Source organism: Candidatus Dedyshia acidiphila (assembly GCF_051025295.1).
Classification (GTDB): domain Bacteria; phylum Acidobacteriota; class Terriglobia; order Terriglobales; family Acidobacteriaceae; genus KBS-83.
In genome coordinates this window covers 24,489-42,165 of record NZ_JBMGJV010000003.1, presented here as the reverse complement: position 1 = coordinate 42,165, position 17,677 = coordinate 24,489, and the positions used below count along the sequence as shown (strand labels likewise).

18 protein-coding genes are annotated in these 17,677 nt (G+C 64.2%); 3 read left to right on the top strand and 15 right to left on the bottom strand.

Going from position 1 to position 17,677, the window contains the following annotated elements:
- Window positions 1-196: 196 nt before the first annotated feature.
- Window positions 197-847 (top strand): hypothetical protein, encoded by a 651-nt coding sequence (locus AC5IJH_RS02040; protein ID WP_491901127.1) that lies wholly within the window; start codon window positions 197-199, stop codon window positions 845-847.
- Window positions 848-889: 42 nt separating this feature from the next.
- Here AC5IJH_RS02040 and thiD read toward each other — a convergent pair whose 3' ends face one another.
- Window positions 890-1,762, bottom strand: a complete 873-nt coding sequence (thiD, locus tag AC5IJH_RS02035) for a bifunctional hydroxymethylpyrimidine kinase/phosphomethylpyrimidine kinase (protein WP_491901126.1) — start codon at window positions 1,760-1,762, stop codon at window positions 890-892.
- 235 nt (window positions 1,763-1,997) lie between these two features.
- Between thiD and AC5IJH_RS02030 the strand changes: the two genes are divergently transcribed.
- Window positions 1,998-2,501 (top strand): septal ring lytic transglycosylase RlpA family protein, encoded by a 504-nt coding sequence (locus tag AC5IJH_RS02030; protein WP_491901125.1) that lies wholly within the window; start codon window positions 1,998-2,000, stop codon window positions 2,499-2,501.
- Window positions 2,502-2,557: 56 nt separating this feature from the next.
- Entirely contained in the window at window positions 2,558-3,286 is a 729-nt protein-coding gene (gene pyrF / locus AC5IJH_RS02025) for an orotidine-5'-phosphate decarboxylase (protein ID WP_491901124.1), read from the top strand.
- Window positions 3,287-3,371: 85 nt separating this feature from the next.
- On the opposite strand, the gene AC5IJH_RS02020 is transcribed toward pyrF, so the two are convergent.
- The 14 genes from AC5IJH_RS02020 to fliE form a co-directional block, all read right to left on the bottom strand.
- Window positions 3,372-3,551 (bottom strand): Rcat domain-containing protein, encoded by a 180-nt coding sequence (locus tag AC5IJH_RS02020; protein WP_131991811.1) that lies wholly within the window; start codon window positions 3,549-3,551, stop codon window positions 3,372-3,374.
- A gap of 166 nt (window positions 3,552-3,717) precedes the next feature.
- A complete protein-coding gene (locus AC5IJH_RS02015; RefSeq protein WP_491901123.1) occupies window positions 3,718-4,809 on the bottom strand; it encodes a hypothetical protein in 1,092 nt (363 codons plus the stop codon).
- 233 nt (window positions 4,810-5,042) lie between these two features.
- Window positions 5,043-6,170, bottom strand: coding sequence for a CPBP family intramembrane glutamic endopeptidase (locus AC5IJH_RS02010; protein WP_491901122.1), 1,128 nt, complete (start codon window positions 6,168-6,170; stop codon window positions 5,043-5,045).
- Window positions 6,171-6,216: 46 nt separating this feature from the next.
- Window positions 6,217-7,065 (bottom strand): acetyl-CoA carboxylase carboxyltransferase subunit alpha, encoded by an 849-nt coding sequence (locus tag AC5IJH_RS02005; protein ID WP_491901234.1) that lies wholly within the window; start codon window positions 7,063-7,065, stop codon window positions 6,217-6,219.
- Between the two features lie 72 nt (window positions 7,066-7,137).
- Window positions 7,138-8,298, bottom strand: a complete 1,161-nt coding sequence (locus AC5IJH_RS02000) for an acyltransferase family protein (protein ID WP_491901121.1) — start codon at window positions 8,296-8,298, stop codon at window positions 7,138-7,140.
- Between the two features lie 359 nt (window positions 8,299-8,657).
- Window positions 8,658-9,884 (bottom strand): flagellar hook protein FlgE, encoded by a 1,227-nt coding sequence (locus tag AC5IJH_RS01995; RefSeq protein WP_491901120.1) that lies wholly within the window; start codon window positions 9,882-9,884, stop codon window positions 8,658-8,660.
- Between the two features lie 52 nt (window positions 9,885-9,936).
- Window positions 9,937-10,200 (bottom strand): flagellar hook capping FlgD N-terminal domain-containing protein, encoded by a 264-nt coding sequence (locus tag AC5IJH_RS01990; RefSeq protein ID WP_491901119.1) that lies wholly within the window; start codon window positions 10,198-10,200, stop codon window positions 9,937-9,939.
- Between the two features lie 71 nt (window positions 10,201-10,271).
- Entirely contained in the window at window positions 10,272-10,844 is a 573-nt protein-coding gene (locus AC5IJH_RS01985) for a hypothetical protein (RefSeq protein WP_491901118.1), read from the bottom strand.
- A 1,193-nt stretch (window positions 10,845-12,037) separates the two neighbouring features.
- Window positions 12,038-12,526 (bottom strand): hypothetical protein, encoded by a 489-nt coding sequence (locus AC5IJH_RS01980; protein ID WP_491901117.1) that lies wholly within the window; start codon window positions 12,524-12,526, stop codon window positions 12,038-12,040.
- A gap of 38 nt (window positions 12,527-12,564) precedes the next feature.
- Entirely contained in the window at window positions 12,565-13,887 is a 1,323-nt protein-coding gene (locus AC5IJH_RS01975; RefSeq protein ID WP_491901116.1) for a FliI/YscN family ATPase, read from the bottom strand.
- A complete protein-coding gene (locus AC5IJH_RS01970; protein ID WP_491901115.1) occupies window positions 13,884-14,636 on the bottom strand; it encodes a FliH/SctL family protein in 753 nt (250 codons plus the stop codon). Before AC5IJH_RS01970 ends, AC5IJH_RS01975 begins: the two co-directional genes overlap by 4 nt.
- A gap of 51 nt (window positions 14,637-14,687) precedes the next feature.
- Window positions 14,688-15,761: a flagellar motor switch protein FliG gene (gene fliG / locus AC5IJH_RS01965; protein ID WP_491901114.1), complete on the bottom strand. Its 1,074-nt coding sequence runs from the start codon at window positions 15,759-15,761 to the stop codon at window positions 14,688-14,690.
- Window positions 15,762-15,770: 9 nt separating this feature from the next.
- The gene (fliF, locus tag AC5IJH_RS01960; RefSeq protein ID WP_491901113.1) at window positions 15,771-17,360 is read right to left on the bottom strand and encodes a flagellar basal-body MS-ring/collar protein FliF; all 1,590 of its coding nucleotides are present in this window, start codon (window positions 17,358-17,360) and stop codon (window positions 15,771-15,773) included.
- Window positions 17,361-17,377: 17 nt separating this feature from the next.
- Window positions 17,378-17,677 (bottom strand): flagellar hook-basal body complex protein FliE, encoded by a 300-nt coding sequence (gene fliE / locus AC5IJH_RS01955; RefSeq protein ID WP_491901112.1) that lies wholly within the window; start codon window positions 17,675-17,677, stop codon window positions 17,378-17,380.

Here is a 17,677-nt window from a genome sequence, read left to right as displayed (position 1 = left end):
GGCGTGCTGCGGTTCGGCATAGAGGGCCTGGCTCGGCCACCCTCCACCTTTGTTCCTCCATGAAAGACGGATGGTACGGAGAAAAGTTCATCGGTTCCCAACCATGCAGGGCTAATCTCAACTCCAAGGTTGCAGGGAGCGAGAGCGTGGTCGTCTGCCGCGACGGCTTCCCGTCGAGAGTCGCTGAGAGGCTGCGATGACGCGTCACGAAGTCATTCGTCAGATCGTGTTGCAGGCCCGCTCAAATGGCTTCGATTTTCGAAGCTGGTACCGCGCGTTCGTAGCGCCGGAGTGGCCCGGGTTCGAGCCTGCCGTCGAGCATCTCTGCCGCGGCCGCAATTGCTATGCCCTGCTCTTCTCGCATGAATTTGCCCAGACCTTCTGGAAGGCCGGGCTGCAGATGAGCTTCATGGTGCCGGCTGTCAGCTACCCGCAACGGCGCAAGGACGGGCAGGTCATCATGGTGCATCGGCGCGCCTTCGCCCGGCGCATGCTGAAAGCGGACTCCTGGCTCTACCACCTGCGCGAAATGGTTGAGGCGCCCCACCCGCTCAAGTACATCCGCCGCTTCATCGTCCTGCAGGAGGACATCCTCGCCGCCCAGCAGGGCGGCCCAATCTCGGCGCGGGAGGCCACGCAGTTGGCCACGGGCTCCGACCATGCGGTAGCGCATTTACAGGCCGAGCAGCGCAACCCTGCAGCAGAGAGCCTGGCTGCGCACCCAGACAAGTCAGGCAATCACTCGCTCCAGAACGCGCCCTCAGTCCAGCACGGCATGCAGACGCACATGCCGCCCGAGCCTATCCGGCGCGACCCGGGCGAGGTCTCCGAGCGGCTTATCTCCTGATCCCTGTTGTCGGCATGCGGAGCTCCGCACCAAAGCCCGCAGCTAAGCGCCCACACCCAACCGAAAGAGGTGGTGCATCGGACCGCGGCCCTGCCCCACCGGGTAGGCCGCGCGAAGCGCCTCTGTCACGAACTGCTTGGCCCCACGCACTGCGTTGTTGCCGGTCATTCCAGAGGCGAGCCCGGCCGCCAGCGCGCTCGACAACGCGCAGCCGGTCCCGTGCGTGGAGCGCGTCTCGATCCGTTCGCCCTCGAGCCAGTGCCCTTCTCCACGCCAGAGGATGTAGTCATCCGGCCGGGTAAGATGGCCGCCCGTCGCCACGACTCCCAGATGCTCTGAGCCTCCCGCCAACGCGGCGAGCCGGGCCGCCTGCTCCTCGATCGCCGCCCGCTCAGTCGCGACCGGCATACCCGTCAGCACGGCCAGTTCGTCCAGATTGGGTGTGATCCAGCCGACCCTCGGGAGCAGCTGCCCGCGCAGCTCGGCAACGTCGTCTTCGGTCAGCAACGCGCGGCCGGAGCTTGAACGGCAGACCGGGTCGAGCACGATGCACTCGCGCGAAACGGATACGTTCTCGAGAAAGCGGGCAGTCTCCCGCACCAATGCGGCGTTCGCCAGCATGCCGATCTTGACGGCCGCAATCGTCACATCAGCCGCCAGGCAGGACAGGGTCTCCCGCAACAGATCGGGCGAGACCGGCTCGACCGCCCGCACCCCCTGCGTCGATTGCACGGTCAGGGCAGTGATCGCTGCTACCCCGTAGACATCGAAGGCAGCAAAGGTCTTCAGGTCAGCGGTGACACCGGCGCCTGAAGACGGATCAAAGCCCGCGATGGTGAGGCAGACCGGCGGTTTGACCGAAGCAGCGCGGGAGTTGTCTGAGGGATGTTCCGGGGTGGCGTCGTGACGCTCCATGGGAGTATTGTGCACCTCATTCGCTCGCGAAGCGCGCAGCGGAGTCGCAAGCACAGGCCTCCGAATCGATAGAAATCGCGTCATGGAATCGCGTATCGGGTCCAGCAGGAATATGCGAATCAGCGGAACGGGAGTAACACACTCCGTTCCCCTTTGCAACTGATCGGAGGCGAATAACAGGCCTCTTTTGTTTGCCTTAGGTGCATCCATCTCCTTACAATGGAGGCTGCTGATTATGAGCACTGTCCCTCTCAATACGAATCGATCGCTACGATTTCCCGTCGCCGCCGCGACGATCCTTTGTGCCGCGTTCCTGATGACGACGGAACGCACCGGTCAGGCTGTGCATGCGTCGGCTGCCGCACCCGCCACGCCGCAACAGTCTCAGCAGCGCCAGCACTGGTTCCAGTTCGGCCGCGCTTCCTGGTACGGACACGCCCTGCAGGGAATGCCGACGGCGAATGGCGAGCCCTACGATATGAACGCCATGACCTGCGCGCACCGCACGCTGCCGCTGGGCTCGCTGGTGCGGATCACCAACCTGCACAACCACCGCTCGCTGCTGCTGCGGGTGAATGATCGCGGTCCCATGGTCTCGACGCGCGTCGTCGATCTTTCTTATGCAGCCGCCAAGCGCCTCGGCTTCAGCGCCAAGGGCACCGCGCGTGTGCGCATCGACCTGGTGGACGCCAAGCCGTCGAGCGAAGAAGTGGCTGTCCTGACCCGTCCGGGCCTGTAGTCCTTCCCTTCAAGAAAAGCGCAGCGCTCCCGATCAGCGGGCTTACGATGGTGGAGATGACCACCACGGACCCGCTGATTGTCGCACTGGACATGCCTGACGCGCACTCCGCGCTCGCTCTGGCGAGCCGCCTCGAGAGCCGCGTGCGCTGGTTCAAGGTGGGGCTGGAACTCTATCTTGCCGCAGGAGATCGGGTCGTCCGCCAACTCAAGGATCGCGGCTGCTCGGTGTTTCTGGACCTGAAGCTCCACGACATTCCGAACACCGTGGCGGGCGCGATCCGCTCGATCAGCCGCATGGAGCCCGACCTGCTGACCTTGCATGCAAGCGGCGGCCGCGCCATGATGACGGCCGCGCGAGATGCCGCAGCCTCACTGACGAGACCGCCGCGTCTGCTCGCGGTCACCGTCCTGACCAGCCTTGATGGTGCTTCGCTGGACGACATCGGCGTCTGCGCGACACCGGCAGAGCAGGTTCTGCGCCTTGGCCGCCTCGCGACGGAGTGCGGGATGGCCGGCATGGTGTGCTCACCGCAGGAAGCTGGCGCGTTGCGCGCAGCACTGCCCGAGGCACTGCTGGTGACGCCAGGCATCCGGCCGGCTGGCACCGAGGGCGACGATCAGAAGCGCATCGCGACGCCCGCATCCGCGCTCAGTGGCGGTGCCGACATGCTGGTCGTGGGCCGGCCGATCACGGCGGCGTCTGATCCGCGCGCCGCGGTTGACGCCATCCTTGAAGAGATCCGTACGGCCGAAAGCCGCAGCACGTTCATCGCGAGCACATAGCAAAGCCCGGCTCATGGCCGGGCTCTGGGGTGAAAAAGCCCGGCTGTGGCCGGGCTCTGGGGTTTCGGGTGATCGCTCGAAGGGCTTAGAGCTTCTCGTAGAAATCGCATGCCGAGCAGGAGATGTACACTCCGCCGGGCACGCCGCGCTCGCGGTCCTTCACGCGCTTTACGATGCGCGTCGGCTTGCTGCACTTGGGACAGTCCGTGCTCTTGGACGTATCCATCACCTTCTTGCGATCTGCTGTCTTTGCGATCTTCGCCATGGTTCCTTGTGACTCCTCGAGCTGATCTGGTGCCGGCCTGCCTCATGCCCGCGCCCATCTCGAGCCGCGGACGCAGGCTTCAGAGACACTGGCGCGATGGCTGATGTGGGGTAATGCAGAGAGGCGGCACGCCGCTCGGTCTAGTGTACATGACCTCGCGCGTGCCTCAGTGACCCGTTGGCGACCCCCCTGACGGCGGTGTGGCAGGCGCCGATCCGGGAGGTCCGGGTAGCGGTTGCGGACGATCAATCGGCTGGCCGGCCGGTGCCAGTACCGGCTGCTGGCTTCCGGGCAGTGTCTCCCCGGGTAGCCGCAGGGACGGCGCCTTGTGCCGCGCCGCATCGCCTTCGGTCGCAGTCGGCGCGGCGTCGCCCAGCTTCACTTCGTGTATCTCTCCATCCGGTGTGTAGCCGTTGGTTTCGTCCTGATTGCGGACGACCAGATCACCGCCGACCGCACCGACCTCCACCTGGACGACGCGCGTGCCTTCGAAGCGCACGAACTGGGTCGGCTGTGGCGCCTCGCCAAAGATCCACTCCTCGAACTGCACACCGTTTCTCGACTCGCGCACCTTGCTGTGCGGCTGGCCGAGAGCGTAGGTCACCATCTTGCGGTCCATACCGACCAGCACGCGGTGCTGCAGGATGGCTTCCTTGAGCAGTGGCGGTAAGGTGTCGACGTACGCCTCGAGCGGCGTCTTCACGTTGAAGTCCATCACCGGCTGAATCAGCGAGCGCACCTGATCCGCGGTCATCTCCGGCACCGCACCTTTGAAGACCAGCGTCAGCCGTGAGCCAACCGGCTCCTGCCCGTCATCACGCACCACGGGCATATTGGCGCCGCCCGCCCCGAGCGAAACGTGGCGCAGGTACTTGTGCTTGTGGTCCGGACCGCCATTGAAGTCGAAGACGATCCTGTTCGCCTCGATCTTCATATCCGTAATGATCATGCGGTCGCCGGCCTTCGAGCTGATGCCCTTGCGTTGCAGCATCTCCTCGTAGTTGACCCCGTCCGGCTTCAAGTCGCCGTTGGCCTCGAGGGTCAGGCCGTGCGGGTCCAGCGGCATGGGCCGGCGGGCGAAGCCCTGCTCCGCGATAAACGCGGTAAGCAGCTCCCGGTGCGCGCGCGGCGTCAGCTTGCGGTCGTCCAGCTTCACACTGGTTGGGTGGAATGGGGGGATGTTGTCCTGGTGCTCCGTCTGGACGACGAACACCTGTGTCTGTGCCAGCAGCGGCGAACCGCCGACGACTGAAATCATGCTGCCTGCCAGCCAGACGGCCGGCCAGATGGCTCTGCGGGAACCGAGGCGGACTCGCATCGGGGGACCTCTCAACTGGGGAAATGATGCGCCAGTCACGCCATCCCTGACAAGAGAGAGTGAGTGTTGGGCCGGCAAAACGATAGGAGGTGGTCAAAAGGCAAGTAGGTTGCACTGCCCTGGGGCCCATCCTTGCGTCAGGATGCCCGCTTCAGGACATGGCTTCCAGCCGCTTATTCCGAGGTGCCGGTCGTCCGTTGCGGCGGCTCGTATGTGTCGCCCGCGTCCCTGCGCTCCGGAGCCGCGGACGATATCTCGCCGGGTCTCGACAGCGGCGCGCCGGATGGCGGCGCAATCTGGATAAGCCGGGGAGCCGCGGGCTCCACCGGACCCATGGCAGCCTCGTGCTGACGCCGCGCGATCCCGTCGATGTCGACCGGGATACCACCGGGCACGATCTCCGCGAAGGCATAGCGATGGGCATACTCGCGCGTCACCCGGAGAATCAGCCAAAGGCCGAAGCACAGGACGAAGACCGCGATCACACTGCCCTCGGGCCCATAGTCGCCACCGGTCAACGCATCCGGACCGGAGGGCAGACTCTGCACAACCGGCGAGAAGCCGCGCGCAAACGTACGGTAGCCCGTGATCGGCAGCCCGAACAGCGGACCGGCTGCGGCGTTCCACGCGAAGTGCAGTCCCCAAGGCAGCCAGAGAGCACGTGTCCGCAAGTAGCCGATGCAGAGGATGACACTGAGCAAGAACAGCGAGAACACCGCCGCATGGGGCATGCCAGGCTCATAGTGCACGATGACGAAGAAGATCGAGATCAGCACGGTGGCCAGCGTGGTCCCGGCCGCGTCGACGAGACGCTGGAAGGGATAGCCGCGGAAGATGAGCTCCTGCGCGAGGACGGCCGCGGCCAGCACCAGTACATCAAGAAACAGCAGGAACCATTGATGGGGGGCGGTCCAGACGCTCGCGCCGAGGCCGCCGATGAACACCGAAGGCAGGATGGTGATGAGCAGCAGCGCCCAGCCGACCGCCGAGCCGACACCGAACTCGCGCCCCGCACCAGGACGCGCGACCAGGCCGACAGCATCGGTCATGCTCGTGCGGCGATCGGCTCCTGTGGCGAGGCGGGAGGTGTAAAGCATCCGCAGGCCGCTGAAGCCAATGATGAGCAGGAAGAGGGCGATCACGCGATCGAGCAGCGGAACCCAATCGCCGGAGCTGAGCCCATTCGCAGCGTGGTGGGCCACGATCTCCGCGAAGAACGCATACATCAGCGCGACGATGAAGACGGAGAGCGAGCGCAGGCGCGAGGGGTGCGTCGACGGGATGGTCTGCGAAGTGGCCAAGCGTGGTCCGTAAGCCGGCGGAGGGGCGATGCGTTGCTTCGTGTGACTAGGACGTGTAGAACTGCGCGATGTTGCGGAACTTCTCGCGACGGGCGGCAAGACGTGCTTCCCCGGAGAGGCTCTCCAGTTCGCGGAGGTGGAAGCTCAGCTTCTCGTCGAGCATGCGCGAAGCCTCTTCCGGATCGAGATGCGCGCCGCCGGGCGGCTCCGGCACGATGTCGTCGACGCAGCCCATCGCCTTCACATCGTGAGCCGTGGTCTTGAGCGCCTCCGCGGCCTTCGCGCGCTTCCCTGCATCGCGCCACATGATCGAAGCACAGCCCTCAGGCGAGATGACCGAGTAGACCGCGTTCTCGAGCATGAGCACGCGATCGGCCACGGCAAGCGCAAGTGCACCGCCCGAGCCGCCTTCCCCGGTGACCGTGGCAATCGTCGGAACGGAGAGCCGGGACATCTCGAGCAGGTTGCGGGCGATGGCCTCACCCTGGCCGCGCTCTTCCGCGCCAAGACCGGGGTTTGCGCCGAGCAGGTCGATAAAGGTGAAGATCGGACGGCCAAACTTCTCAGCGATACGCATCACGCGGAGTGCCTTGCGGTATCCCTCGGGATTGGGCAGCCCGAAGTTGACCTTGACGTTGTCCTTTACGTTCCGACCCTTCACATTCGAGATGACCAGCACCTCCTGACCGTGGAAGCGCGCCATGCTGCACTGCATGGCTGGATCGTCGGCAAAGTTGCGGTCGCCGTGGATCTCGCTCAAATCGGTGAAGATCATGCGGATGAAATCCATGGGAAAGGGCCGCTGCGCATGCCGCGCGAGTTCGGTTCTGCGCCACGCGTCCGAGCTCGGCTCGGGCGTGGTCACCGGGACGGTCTGCTCCGGCTGTTCACTCATGGGCTGCGTCAACGTTCCCTGGGCCACGCAGTGATTGTATGGGGCAGACCGGAGGGAGACAAATAGAAGCGTCTACTTTGCTTTCGCCGTTTCGAGCCGCGGCGTCGCGGGCACCAGTGGCGCGTGAAAGACATAGCGGCGCAACTGATCGCGCAGGTAGTTCTTGAACTGCACGGTGGGCCGGGCGAGCAGCGCTGAGATCCCGATGCAGGTGACGAGCATGCCGAGCTTGAATGGCACGCTGGCCTGATGGCCGGGGAACAGGGCCGTGATCAGCACAAACATTGGGAAATGCAGCAGGTAAAGCGGAAACGTCGCCTCAGAAAGCAGTCGCACCCAGCCAACCCAGCGCGCCTTTTCCGCCAAGCTGACATGCTCGAGCAGCAGCATCAGCCACAACAGCCCGAACACGAGTGGCACACCTTCGATGTAGTAGATGTAGGCCCAGTGAAGATTGGCCGGCGCATGATGGTGAGCCCAGAAAAAGAGCGTGACCGGTTGCTTCGCCCAGAGCAGGGCTCGGACGAGCAGCAGAGTCAGGATCGCGCCGGCGATGCCGCTGCCCAGGAAACGAAGGTTCAACTGCGTCAGCGACAACGAACTGCGCCGCAGACGCTGGTACGCATCCTGCATGGCGCACCCGATCAGCCACAACGGTAGAAGCAGCAGAATGTGCTGCCCCGCGAGCACCGCGGTGACAATCAACCAGAACACGCGCCGTGTGCCGGCGAGGTACAGGCCAACCGCATAGAACACGTAGTAGAAGACTTCGTACGAGAGCGTCCAGAACGGATCGTTCGAGAATGCCGAGATCGTCAGATTCCAGGATTGCGCGAGGAACAAGAGATTCATGATCACCCGTCTGAAAGGATGATCATTGGTTCCCCAATGAGCGATGTAGTAGGCCGGATTGACCCAGAGCGCCACGTAAGACGCAACAATCGTGAAGAGAAGGGCGGGAAGGACGACCGAGTAGACGCGCGAGATGCGGTCCACCCAAAAATCCGTCATGCGTCCACGGCGCAGAACGGTCACATAGCGGATCACCAGCCCGGAGAGCAGAAAGAGCATCACCAGCGCCGGTTTGCCGTCATCCGTCAGATTCGGCCAGCCCACCGAAAACATAGGCTGTGTCAGGTGCGCGATCGCAATCATGATCGCTGAACTGAGTCGCAGCACATCCAACAGAACAGAGGTGGCGGTCGAAAACCTGGCAGGCGCAGACTTGGTCATGAGACTGTCGGAATCCCCATCGGGCAAGCCTGAGGATGAGCGACAACGCCGGAGGGGCAGACGTCGATGGCCTTCTCGAATGTGCTGCCAGGCTCGGGGGAAAACGGTGCTGTTTCGCTGCTCATGCCGGGGTTGTTCAGAGGATTCTACATCCGGCGTTCAAAGTGCCCTCACCCAACGAGGCAGCACAAGCGCAAATCGTGACAAGCACGGCCGATAGGCCCACTGAGCCGAGAGCACGGCATAGCAGCAGCTTGAGTCGTGGAGCGTGCACCCCAGCGACACCTGCGCAGCCGGCTTGCCACAAAGCCGGCGGCCCGGCTGGTCGCGCCGGGCCGCAGTGGTCTTCTCATGAAACGTTAGTGGATCATGTTGATCGCTTCCTGGGTCGCCTGGTCGAAGGTTGTCACCGTCTTCGAGTTCGCTTCGAACGCGCGCTGCGCGACGATCAGGGCAGAAAACTCGGACGAGACGTCAACGTTCGAAGACTCGAGCGCTCCCCCTTCGATGAGCCCACGGCCCGCCGTTCCCGGCGTACCGACGACAACATCTCCAGATGCGAGCGTGGCGAGGTAGGCAGTTCCGTTTGTCGCCTCAAGACCTTGAACATTTGCCACCGTACCAATGGCAAGCTGCCCAATCATCTGCCGCTGTCCGTTGCTGTAACTCGCTTCAACAACGCCGTCGTTGCCGACGCTGAAGCTCTGGTAGCTACCGCTCGAAAAGCCATCCTGGCTCGTGCTGGCCACGTTCGATGCTGACGCGGTCTGCGTGACTGAACTTGCGCCGGCAGATCCACTGAGGTTCCAGGAGAAGTTCATATTCAGCGCACCGTCGTTGAGCCCTGTGAAACCGATGTTGGTGATGGGGGTCGCCGGGCTGGTCAGGTTTCCATTGCCGTCGAACGTCAGCGTACCGCTGCTATTCGGAGTCGCGCCGGTCGCGTCGCCTGCCGGTAACGCGACCTGGTAATTCCATGTATTCTGCGCCGTCTTGGTGAATGTGACCGTGGCTTGGTGTGCGGCGCCCAGCGAGTCATAGAGCGTGACCGGCGCCGGCACCGCTGTGCCGACCGCCGTGGAGGCATCCAGATTCGCCTGGATGTTCATGTTGCCCGTCTGCCGTGCCGCAAGTGTTCCGCCCAACGGCACCATGATTGGCTGCACGCCGCCGGCAATCGAGATACTGCCGTTCACGCCGGGATAGCCCAGCACGGAAGCGCCGCTCGTCGTCTGCAGAGCTCCATTCTTATCGAGGGAGAAGTCGCCGGCACGGGTCAGCTCCTGCCGCCCATTCTGGTTGACGAGGAAGAAGCCGTTCCCCTGGATTGCCATGTCCGTCGCCTGGCCGGTGCTCGTGAGACCGCCCTCGGCGAAGTTGGTGGTGGTCTGCGCGATCTGCGTACCGACACCCACTTGCACGCTGCCGCTGGCCGACTGGTTGAGCTGCTGGTAAAAGAGGGTGCTGAACTGATCGGTCTGATCCTTGTAACCGACGGTGCTCATATTCGCGAGGTTGTTCGCGATGGTATTCAGCGCGGTGTTATTGGACTCAAGCCCGGTCAGGGCTGTCGAGAAAGATGGCATGACGCCTCCTGGCCGCAAGCGCGGCGTGTTGCGGTTTCACAGTGCGGTGCGACTAGCTGCCGGAGGTTCCGGAACTCGCGCCACTCTCCGTGGTCTTCTGGTTGATTTGGATCAGCTGCTGCAGGCTGTTCACCTGGACCAGTTGATTGACGTAGGCGTTTGGGTCAGTCTGCGCCGTAGGATCCTGATTCTTCAGCTCAGTCACGAGCAAGGCCAGGAAGTCGTTTGCAGTGATGGTGCCGCTGCTTTGCGAACTGCTGTTTGCTGCTGCATCCTGCGCCGCAACACCGGCCGGGATCTTGCCTGGAATCTGCATGAACTCCCTCCTCATTGTAACCAAAGTTGTTACGTTTGTCGCTGATCTGGCCCCCATAGAGCGCGGCGAGGTCAGGCAAGGATGCTTATCAGCGAATCTGGGCGACCAAGGGACAGATTGCTCTCAGAAGTAAGCGCAATTGCTCCTCCTTTGTCGCCAATCCCGTGTTCCATGGGCACACGAGCCTCTCTTTCCCGCGGGGGGGCCTCGTTCTGCTGCCCCACGTCGACGGATAGCTGGCTCAGTGTGCTTGCGTGCTCCCGCGCATACGCGAGCACATCACTGGTTTGAGAAGCTACCTCGCGAGCCGCGGCATCGGTCTGCGTCTGAATGGTGGCTTCGACGTGACCCGCAGCGTTGGTGACGGCATGCACCTCAACCCAACCGAGCGAGCCGGACTCCACCCCCACAGCAAGATGGCGGGCGTCGCTGTGAAGCTGCAGCGGCTCGGCCGGGGCTGCCTGGTCCAGCCGTTCGAGAACGTGCGCTGGCGAAGTCGCTGTGGGCAGATCGGACGGCATAACTAACTCCGAGGCGAGCCGATTGCCAGCTGGTCCCTCGCTCTGCGCCACGCCAGCAGCATTCGCGCTCTCGAAGCTTGCCGGGGCTCCGCCCAGTCTTGGCATTGCTACGGCGTTCGGCATAGCGGAGTGACCTGGCGGCAGTAGTGCCGGAGTCACGCGCGGCCCCGGCCCACTCGCCGGAACAGCCGGGACAGCCCCAGGGGTGGCTGCGGATGCGGGTGGCTGCGAAGCATGACGTGCATCCGCTTTCATAGCAAGGTTCGAGACGAAGCGACGTGCCGATCCACCCGAAACGGAGCTTCGCGCCACCCGCGCATCCATCGGGAACGACGCCGCAACCGGCGGGAGATCGTGCTGGGCAAGCAGGCCTTGCGCGAGACTGCCACCTGCGTCCGCCCTGCCCGATGATTGATTGGTAACCGCGCCTGTGACTTGCGTGGAGCTCGGCGCAGCGACCCCGTCCAGACCCTCTGGAGCCGCTACCGACCTGGCGTGTTCGATCAACGCTGATGCGCTCGTACCCAATGCAGCGGTGAGAACGGGGGCCGCACCTGGCCGGTAAAGCAGGCCTCCTTCGCGTGTCATGGAGGGCGCTGCTGCGTCCCCACGCTGTGGCGGTGCTGTTGACAACGGTTGCGCCAGACCCGCGCTCGTTTTGAGCAGAGTGCCGACTCCTACGGAGGAACGCAGTGAAGACAAGCCCGATTGATGCGCTTGCCCCGAGCTGCTGTCCGGAGAGTTCATGGAGGCAGAAGGCGAGCCCGCAGGCTGCTGCGGTTGAGCGGAGGCCGCTGGAACAATCAGAGGAGTCGAAGTCAAAGCCGTGTATTGATGGAGCGCCGTGCCGAGCTGCATTTCAGGCGCGAGGACAGCCGACGCCTGCAAACGAGCTCCGGATCCGGGCTTCGTTCCAGCACTGGAGGTTTTCGTGGTGTTGCTGGAGTGTGCCTTCCCGTCCGTGGCGCGCGGCTCCGACAGTGCGGCCTGCTCTACCGGCTTCCGCAGTGACGCAAGTGCGTCGGTTGCCGTCGTCAGGAGGCGCGGCTCGGGTGCCCCTGCCGCTTCCTGCAAGGGCACCGGCTTGGTTCGCAGCTGCGCAGGGACTGCGCTGGCAGGCTGATCGGGCGCATGTGGGTTCTGGACATCGGGGCGCAGCTCAAGCGCGGCGCTTCCGGATGTGGTCTGAGCCACGGTGTGCTGCCCATTCGCGATCAGCAACGCCTGGATCGCACCCAGAAAATCACCGGGGTGCGGTCGCGCGGGAGCGGCTGTTTGCAAAGGTGCCGCGGATGCGGTGATGGGAGCGCTCGAGTTCATGCAATATGTCCTGAAGCATTCGAAACACCATTCTCTGCGGCAGCAGCGGCTGTAATTCTTGGAAGGCTCTGATCTTCATCGGAGGACTCTGGCCGACGTCGGAGTAACGCAGCGAGATACCACTCATTCGCCAGCTTCTGTTCGCGCCGGACTGCCTCCTGCGCGTCGCGTCGACGGCTCTCATGCCAGGCTGTCTCGACCTGCCGCATCTCGTTCCGCGCCTGCTGATAGGCCTGGACCGCAGCAGCCACATCCTGCTCATGTCGCTCCATCTCCTGCGCAAGGCGCAAGCCCTTCCAAGACGAGCAGGCGAGCACCATCTCCGAAGCCAGCGCCTGCCAGGCATCGCCCACTGCAAGCCCGTCAAAGCGCGCCTGGGCTGCTGCTGCATCCTCGTGATCGAGGCGTGCGATCGCGTCGGAGCAGAGCTGCCGTCGCTGGCGCTTGGTCAGCAGGATCGCTTCCTGCCGCTCGTGTTCGAGCACGCGGAGAGCGAGAAGTCTGCGAAGAGACCGGCTCGTGCTCACGAAGTAGTCACCTGCAGCATCTCCTCTACGGACTGCTCGATCGAGGATCGCTCGGTCGCACGTTGCGTCATCAGCTGCCGTATCGCTGGTTGCAGAGCGATCACGCGATCCAGCTCTGGATCTGTGCCAGCGCGGTAGGCACCGATGCGGATCAGGTCAGAGGCACGATCGTAGACCGCCATCGCGCGACGCAGCTGAGCGGCCGCGTCCAGTTGCTCGGCCGAGGCAATGGCCGGCATCAACCGGCTGATGGAATCGAGCACGTGGATGGGTGGATACCAACCCTCCGCGGCAAGCGCGCGCGAAAGCATGACATGCCCATCGACGAAGGAGCGCACAGAGTCGACGATCGGATCCTGCTGATCGTCACCCTCCATGAGAACGGTGTAGAACGCAGTGATGCTGCCCTGCTGGAATCGACCGGCACGCTCGACCAGCTTCGCCAATCGGTTGAAGACAGATGGGGTGTAGCCCTTTGCGGTGGGCGGCTCCCCGGCAGCAAGGCCGACATCGCGTGCGGACATCGCGTACCGAGTCAGCGAGTCGAGGATGAGCAGAACATCCTTGCCCTCGGCTGCGAAACCTTCGGCGACAGTGGTCGCCGCCAGCGCAGCGCGCATTCGCAGCAGAGGCGACTGGTCGGAGGTCGAGACGATGACAACAGAACGGCGTCGTCCCTCCTCTCCCAGCGCGTCCTCAAGAAATTCTGCGACCTCGCGGCCACGCTCGCCCACGAGGCCGACGACGATAATGTCCGCGCTGGTGTAGCGCGTCATCATGCCGATGAGCGTGCTCTTGCCCACGCCGGATCCGCCAAAGATACCGATGCGCTGACCGCGCCCAACAGTGAGCATGCCATCGATGGCGCGCACGCCGGTGGCAAGCGGATCGCGTATCGGAACACGATCGCTGGGTGCTGGCGGCGGACGATGCACGGGAGCGTAGCAGGAAGCAGGCAGCGGCCCGAGGTCGTCCAGCGGGCGGCCGCTTCCATCGAGCACACGTCCGATGAGGGCGGGACCAGTGGGAAACTCCGGCGGTCGGCCCAAGCCCACGACCACATCGCCATGTCGGACGCCGTCGATCGCGTCCAGCGGCATGACCAGCACGCGCTCTCCGCGAAAGCCGATCACCTCGCCGGCGTAGCGTTGACCGCTACTGTCGAGGATTTCGCAGCCATGACCAACCGAGGCGACCGGACCGGCGCACTCCAGGCTCTGACCGGCCGCGTTCACGACTGTGCCGGTCCAGTGCCACGCACTCTCACGTCCGAGATAGCCCTCGCATGCGCCAACCAATGCGGAGAGGTCCCCGATCACGCAGGCTCCGTCGCCCGCGCTCCGGCGGGCTTGCGCAGCAGATCAAAGAAGCCACGCTCGATCTCGGCCAGCTGCGCCTCGGTGCTCAGGTCAGCCTGGCTCAATCCGAGCATGACGCGGCAGTGATCGTCGGGGACGCCTTCGACGCCGCGCACCTCTGCGCGCAGCTGCCCGTCTTTGTTAATCCAGTCCTGCCAGAGGGCCTGGCGATGCGCAGCAACCTCGAGCACGCAGGTCGTACCACCCTGCGCATCTTCGAGCGCTACGCGCACGGCGCCGCGCAACAGCAGCGGATCGACCTGCGACTCGCGATGAATGATCTGGCGGGCGATGGCCAACGCCAGCCGGACGACAGCCGCTTCGGCCTGCGCAAAATACTCCGTGCGAGCCTGCTCGAAGGCCGCGAGACTTGCCTGCGTTTGCGAGGCCCATTCGCCGTCAAGCAACGCTTTCTGTTCAGCAAGCGCGCGGTGCAATACATGGGAGGCTGCGGCCTCGGCATCCCGCAGTGCTTCTGCGTGCCGGAATTCGAGAGAGGCCTGCGCTGCCTCAAGTTCTGCGATACGGGCCTCAAGCAGCACATGCGTGGGCGCGGGAACGGCGCCTATTGGCGAGGTCGGTGTGTTGACCGACCCGTCATACCGAATGCGAGTGACCGGGGACTGTCCGAACAGTGAGGCGAGCCCCGGGGGGAGCTTGTTCATCGGGGGCTTGCTTGCGTAGGTCATGCGTCGGATTTCTGCGTCCATCTCGTGCGCCTCTTCCCTTTTGTTCCGCTATGCGCGATCGGTCGAGCTGCGTCAGACCATCAGGCTGTCGCCCTGTTCGAGCTTAAGGATGATCTGTCCGGCTGCCTCCATGCGGCGCGCGCTGGCGAGAATGCTCTGCTGCGCCTGCATGACTTCGCGCGAGCGGACTGGGCCCATGACTTCGATCTCTTCCTGCAGCATCTCGGCAGCCCTCGTGGACATAGCCTTGTAAATATGTGCCCGCAGCTCGTCCTTGGTCCCTTTCATGGCGAGCGCAAGCTGACGCCGGTCGATGCTGGCCACCAGATCGCGCACGCTTGCGCCCGGCACATTGAGCAGGTCTTCAAACGTGAACATCAGGTTGCGGACGTGAATCGCCGTCTCCGGAGACTCCATCTCGACCCGGTCAAGGATCTTCTTTGACGCCTCGGCTTCGAGCCCGTTCAGCAGGTCGGCCACCGCTTTGTAACCAGAGTAGGAACGCTTCTGAGCATCACCGACGGTCTGCAGCTGCTGGTTCAGAATGCGTGCCACCCGCTGTGCAACTTCGGGCGAGAAGTGGCGCATTTCAGCCAGCCGCTGCACCGCGGCGACGCGCTGCTCTTCCCCAAGCGAGCTGAGCACCTGCGATCCGCGCTGCAGGTCGAGGTGCGCCAGTACCAGCGCAACCGTCTGCGGATGTTCGTTCTCGAGCGACTTGCTCAACTGTGCAGGGTCAACGCGCTGCAGCATCGCGAGATTGCTGTCATTCGCCTCCTTGGCGCGCTGCAGTTGCAGCATGACCGCATCTGCGCGCGAGGAGCCGAGGGCGCCCGTGAGCAGTCGGTTGGCGGAGGCCATGCCGCCGCGCAGATTCTGCTGCTGTGATCGGAGCAGCTCTTCAAAGTCCTCGAGCACGCTGTTGGTCAGCTCAGGGGGAATCTGGTCCAGCGCAGTGATTTCTGCCGCGACCAGCTCGATCATCGCTTCAGGAAGCTCCTGGAGGACGGGCCGCGCCACGTCTTCGCCGAGCGCCATCAAAAGAATGGCTGCACGGCGTCGTCCTGTGAGCGTCGATGCGCGACCGACGAGCACCGGGGGCGGAGGAGGTGTTGCGGGAACGGCAGCACTGGTCAGCTCTGGCATCATCTCTCCTCAGTCGCTCTCAAGCCATGCATGCAGCAGGCGGGCGGATTGCATCGGGTCTGCGTTGACGCTGGCCGAGACGCGCTCCAGCAGGGTGGGCAGGGGCGGCCGAACCGGCTCTCCACTGGCCAGAGCAGCCAGCGGCTCGAGAGCTTCATCGCTGACGGATATCAGACTGCCGGGTGCGGGCAGCGCCGCAGTCACAGCCAAATTGCGCGTGACCGGCCGGAGCACCAGCAGAATGAGTGCGAGCAGGCCGACCAGCGCGGCTGCATAGCGCGGCAGATCCAGGCTGCGCGCTGTGCCGAGAGCTCGTTCGACCACCGACGCGCTCTGTTCGGAGCTGGTGTCGAACGAGATGTTCTCGACCGAGATCATGTCCCCACGACCAGCGTCGTACCCGACGGTTGCTTGGGCGAGCTCAGTGATGCGCTTGATCTGTTCCGGCTTCCACGGCACGCGCGAGAACTGCCCGCGCGGACCGGCGTGCTCCACCCGGTCGTTCAACAGAACCGCGACCGTGGCGCGCTTGAGGCGCCCTGGGCCCGCGACCGTGTGGCGCGTCGTCTTCGAGGCGCCGTAGCTGCCACTCTCTTCCTTAATGCTGGTCGTGGCCGGCGTGCGCGGCGGCGGCAGCAGCGGAGGCTGTGTGTTGGGTGCGTTGCTGGCGGTCCCGGGCACGCCTCCCGGCGTGGTGTGTTCGCCGGATTCCTGCTCCGATCGCTGCATCGAGAGCGTCACCACGTGAGTGGGGTCGTAGATCTCCTGCATCTCGTCCGCAGCCGTCATGTCGTATTCAAGATGAACCGAGGCACGAACATTTCCCTCGCCGGCGATAGGCTCAAGTGTGGCAATCAACTGATCAGCCAGGCGCTGCTGTTCTTCGTCGGTCGCGTGACTCGCGTTCTGCACGCCGAGTTGGCTCCGTCCATCGGCGTCCACCAGCACCACGCGCCCCGGACTCAGGTGATCGACGGCGCTGGCGACGAGGTTGCGAATGGCGTCGACCTCGTCTTCGCTCAGACTGCGGCGCTTCAGCTTGAGCACAACGGAGGCCTTCGCCTCTTCCTGCTGCGCCGTGAAGAGTGAGTCATGGGGCAGCACCAGGTGGACGTGCGCGGACTGCACGGAGCCGAGGCTCGCGATGGTGTGCTCGAGCTCGCCTTCGAGCGCACGCTGATAGTTGACGCGCTCATCGAACTCGGAGCCGACCCAGTTCGGCTTGTCGAATAGCTCGAAGCCCATGCGGCCGCTCTTCGGTCCGCCCTTGGCCGCCGTCTCCAGCCGAGCCTTGTCCAGCTGATCTGCAGGCACGGTCAGCGTGCTGCCGTCGGGCGTGACTTCGAAGGGGATCTTGGCGGCCGTGAGCTGGTCGCCCAGTTCACGGGCATCGGTCGGGTCGAGATGCGCATAGAGCACCCGCGAGCTCGGCTGCAGCACGATCGACGAGAAGATACCCGCCGCAAACAGCACCGCTGCGCCGGTGCCCGCGAGCAGCAGACGCGTCTTCCTCGGAAGCGCCAGGACGCGCTGCCACGATCGAGTGACCGGCGCGAGCATGGCGAGTGCTGACGATGTGGAGTTGGTTGCCGTTTCCATCGCTCAGGACCTGCCGATCAGAACTGCGTGTTCATCAACTGCTGATAAGCGCCCACCGCTTTGTTGCGGAAGGAGAGCGCCATCTGGAAGGCGAGATCCGCCTTCTGGGTGGCGATCATGGCGGTGTGGATGTCCGTGCCGTTGCCGGACATTACCCCGTCCACTGCCTGCGCAGCGTTCGCATCGAGCGCACTCATCTGCTGCATGGCATTGCGCATCAGGGCAGCGAACGGAGCGCCCGGCTGGGCGGGCGCAAGTGCGCTGGTTGCAGGTGATAACTGAATCGGAGGAAGGTTCGAGAGCGATGGGATCGGCAT